Origin of the sequence: Mesorhizobium sp. M7A.F.Ca.CA.004.04.2.1 (genome assembly GCF_004022825.1) — a bacterium.
In the GTDB taxonomy this organism is placed as follows: Bacteria; Pseudomonadota; Alphaproteobacteria; order Rhizobiales; family Rhizobiaceae; genus Mesorhizobium.
Window position 1 is genome coordinate 1 of record NZ_RZPH01000667.1, and the last position, 3,400, is coordinate 3,400.

Annotated in this window: 3 protein-coding genes; all 3 read left to right on the forward strand. The window is 63.8% G+C overall.

Features of this window, described 5'->3' with window-relative positions; translation table 11 throughout:
• Positions 1 to 185 precede the first annotated feature (185 nt).
• From EN893_RS24890 to EN893_RS24900, 3 genes are read left to right on the forward strand one after another with little or no spacing between them, the layout of a single operon-like run.
• Complete coding sequence (locus tag EN893_RS24890; RefSeq protein WP_127269099.1) at positions 186 to 1,304, forward strand: DUF2157 domain-containing protein; 1,119 nt, start codon at positions 186 to 188, stop codon at positions 1,302 to 1,304.
• On the forward strand, positions 1,301 to 1,885 hold the full coding sequence (locus EN893_RS24895) for a GDYXXLXY domain-containing protein (RefSeq protein ID WP_127328233.1): 585 nt from the start codon (positions 1,301 to 1,303) through the stop codon (positions 1,883 to 1,885). The genes EN893_RS24890 and EN893_RS24895 overlap by 4 nt, the downstream gene beginning before the upstream one ends.
• 26 nt (positions 1,886 to 1,911) lie before the next feature.
• A complete protein-coding gene (locus tag EN893_RS24900) occupies positions 1,912 to 3,360 on the forward strand; it encodes an aromatic amino acid lyase (RefSeq protein WP_127271568.1) in 1,449 nt (482 codons plus the stop codon).
• The last annotated feature ends 40 nt before the right edge of the window (positions 3,361 to 3,400 follow it).

Here is a 3,400-nt window from a genome sequence, read left to right on the forward strand (position 1 = left end):
ATAAATAGGCGGACCCATATCGATTTAAAAGCGCTATGGCTGCATGGCAGCAATGCAAATTGTGCAATGCAGCATTAACGGGCGTTCACGGACCTGACACAAAGAAACCCGAATCGGAAAATGCCGCCGCGTCAGCGGTTTGACCGGATCGGCTGAAAAAAAGACCGAACTGGGGGAGTGGCAGCATGGCGAGTTATTCGTCGCGGGTCAGGGCGGATATCGCGCGTTGGCTGCAGGCCGGGCTGATTGACGCCGCCACAGCCGATTCGCTTTCGCGCGATGTCGAGGCCAACGAGCGCAAGTCGCTCAGCTTCGGCTCTATCCTGGCGATGATGGCTGCCGTGCTGTTCGGAGCCGCCATCCTGATTTTCGTCGCCGCCAATTGGGACGCGACCCCGCGGCTGGCGCGCGTGGCGGCACTGTTTGCCGTCATCCTTGGTGGCTATGTCGGCGGCGCGGTGCTGAAGGCCCGCGACCATGCGGCGATCGGCGAAGCGCTCTGGATCGTGGCGGCTGCGGCTTTCGGCGGCTCGATCGCGCTGATCGGCCAGATGTATCATCTCTCGGGCGACGAGGCCTCGGCTCTGGTCACCTGGGGCGCCGGAACGGCGCTGGCGGCGGTGGCGCTGCGTTCTAATCCGCTGACGGTCGCTTCGGTCGGCATCGCCGATGCCTGGCTGTTCCTGAAAGGCTTCGACTACTACAGCCGCAGCGAATTTCCGCATGCCTTCTTGATCATGGCGATCGTGCTGTTTGCCGTCTCGTTCTGGACCCGCAGCCAGGCGGCTCGCCACCTGATCATCCTGTCGGTTCTGTTCTATCTTGTGCTGCTGGTCACCAACCACGACACGCTGCAGGTGGCGATCCCGCTGGTCGTCGTCTCGGCGCTGCTGTTCGCGGCCTCGGTCTTCGCGCCGGATCCAGTCGACCGGGTCGTGCAGCTCGGCGGCCGCTTGCCCTTGCACGCACTGCTCGGCTTCCTCACCGGCCTCGCAATGATTCAGTTCGAACTCGCCGACGAGAGCACCTACAACAGCGGTTTTGCCCTCGCTTCGGTGATCGCGCTTGCCGGCATTGTCGCCGCAATCGTGCTGGCAGGGCGGGAAAGCCGTGGGCTGCGCTGGTTTGCCTATCTCGGCTTCGCCTTCGAACTCGCCATCATCTATGTGGTGACCTTGCAATCGATGCTCGATACGGCCGGCTTCTTCCTGGCCGCCGCGGTGCTGCTCGGCATCCTTGCGATCGTCATCATCCGCGTGGAAAAGCGTATGAAAGGTCCAGATGCCAAAGGAGCCACGGCATGATCACCGGGAAAAGGCTTGTCATCTCGGCACTGGTGCTGGCGCTCGTCCAGATCGGCTTCCTGAGCTGGATCATCGCCGGCCGCGCGGCGATCCTGCGCAACGGCAAAGAGGTGCTGCTGAAGATCGAGCCCGTCGATCCGCGCGACCTCCTGCGCGGCGACTATATTATCCTGGGCTACGATATTTCGCGCATACCGGTGAAAATGATCGCCAACATTCCACCCGACAAACTCTCAAGCGACGACACCACGATAGTCGTCCGCTTGAACAAGGGGTCCGACAACTATTGGCAGCCGACGGCCGCCTGGTTCGGCAAGGCGCCGACGCCCGCCGCTGCCGACGAGGCCGATATATCAGGCCACGTCGCCGAGGGCTGGGACCTTCGCGGCGAAGAGGCGACCATCGCGCCGGACTACGGTATTGAGCGCTTCTATTTGCCGGAAGGCGAGGGGATGGCGATCCAGAACGATATGCGGGTGCGGCCATTCGGCATCCGTCTTGCGCTCGCCGGCGACGGCACCGCGCAGATCAAGGCGCTGGTCGACGGCGACAAGACGCTATTCGAGGAACCACTCTACTAAGTCCCTTATTTCCAGTGGTGTGAAGCATGCCAGTTAGCCTGTCGAAGCGTGACGACATCAACCTCGACACTGTTTTCCGCGTCGCCTGGAAGAAGGACACGGTGGCGATCGGCGAGAAGGCCTTGCAGCGCATCGCCGAATGCCGCGCCTCGTTTCTCAGGCTGATCGAATCCGATCCGCCACCGGTCATCTATGGCGTCACAACCGCCATGGGGGAATTGGCAAGCCGAAAGCTCGAACCTGACGAGCGTGATCGCCATGCGCGCATCAAGGCGTTTGCCGCCGCCACCTCGTTCGGCGATCCCTTGCCGGATCGCGTGGTCAGGGCGATCGTGCTTGCCCGTCTGACGAATTTCATCGAGGGCAACGCCGCCACAACGCCGCGCATCGCGCTAGCCGTGGCCGCAATGCTCGACGGGGAGCCGATGCCTGTCGTGCCGGCCTCCGGCCAGGGCGGCGCCGGTGAGATCCTGGCGCTCTACCCCTTGTTTGCAGAACTTTCGACGCGTTTCGACCTCGAGGTCAAGGAACGGGGTTCGCTCATCAACGGCTCGCCTTGCGCTGCCGCTCTGGTGGCAGACGCAGCGCTCGCGGCGCGCCGCCGGATCCGCATGGCGCACCAGGTGTTCGCGCTGTCGATCGAGGCGTTTCGTGCCCCCCTCGAACACTATGACGCCGCCCTCGACACGCTCTGGGGCGATGAGCATGAGGCCGCGGCCCTGCAGGGTTTGCGGGAATTTCTGGTTGGCGCCGGCGACGGGCGGCGCAACTATCAGGCGCCGGTCAGCTACCGCATCGTGCCGCGCGTCCTCGGCCAGGCGCATCGTGCGTTGTCGTCGGCCGAGCGGGCGGCCAATGTGTCGCTGGCCTCTATATCGGACAATCCGGTCTACATCCCGCCCGACGATGCACATCCGCTCGGCCGCTGCATCTCGACCGGCGGCTATCACAACGCCATGGCGACGCCGGCGTTGGACGATCTGGCGGCGATATGGGCCGATATCTGCCTGCTCTGCGACCGCCACGCCTCGAAGCTTCTGAACGGCAAGGTGTCGCTGCTGCCGGATCTGCTGATGACCGGACGTCACTCGGCCGACAGCGATGGCCATGGCAATGTCGGCTACGTACCGATGGCAATCACCGGCTATCTCGAACAGGCCAAGCTGGCAGCGCAACGTACCTTCATGCCGGGCACGGAATCAGCGGGCGCGGGGCAGGACGACGTCGCCACGACGGCATTCTTCGCATGGACCAAGGAAGCGACCGCCGGCCGCTGCGTCGACGCGGCCATGGCGATGCTGGCGATGATCGCCTCGCAGGCGCTGCACGTCACCGAACGGACGCCGCCGCCGGCACTGCGCTCCTTCGTCGATCAAATCAGAGCTATCGTGCCGCCTGTCGGCGCCGATCGCGTGCTGGGGCCGGAGCTTGCCAGGTTGGCGGAATGGTTCACTGAGAAGGTGTTCGAGGCGTAGAGATGCCGACAAGCTGTAGCCGGTGAAATTGGTGCGCCTG

Excerpts from the sequence above, each read along its gene's own strand:
- EN893_RS24890 (WP_127269099.1), top strand. The coding sequence starts at position 186 with ATGGCGAGTTATTCGTCGCGGGTCAGGGCGGATATCGCGCGTTGGCTG.
- EN893_RS24900 (WP_127271568.1), top strand. The coding sequence starts at position 1,912 with ATGCCAGTTAGCCTGTCGAAGCGTGACGACATCAACCTCGACACTGTT.
- EN893_RS24895 (WP_127328233.1), top strand. The coding sequence starts at position 1,301 with ATGATCACCGGGAAAAGGCTTGTCATCTCGGCACTGGTGCTGGCGCTC.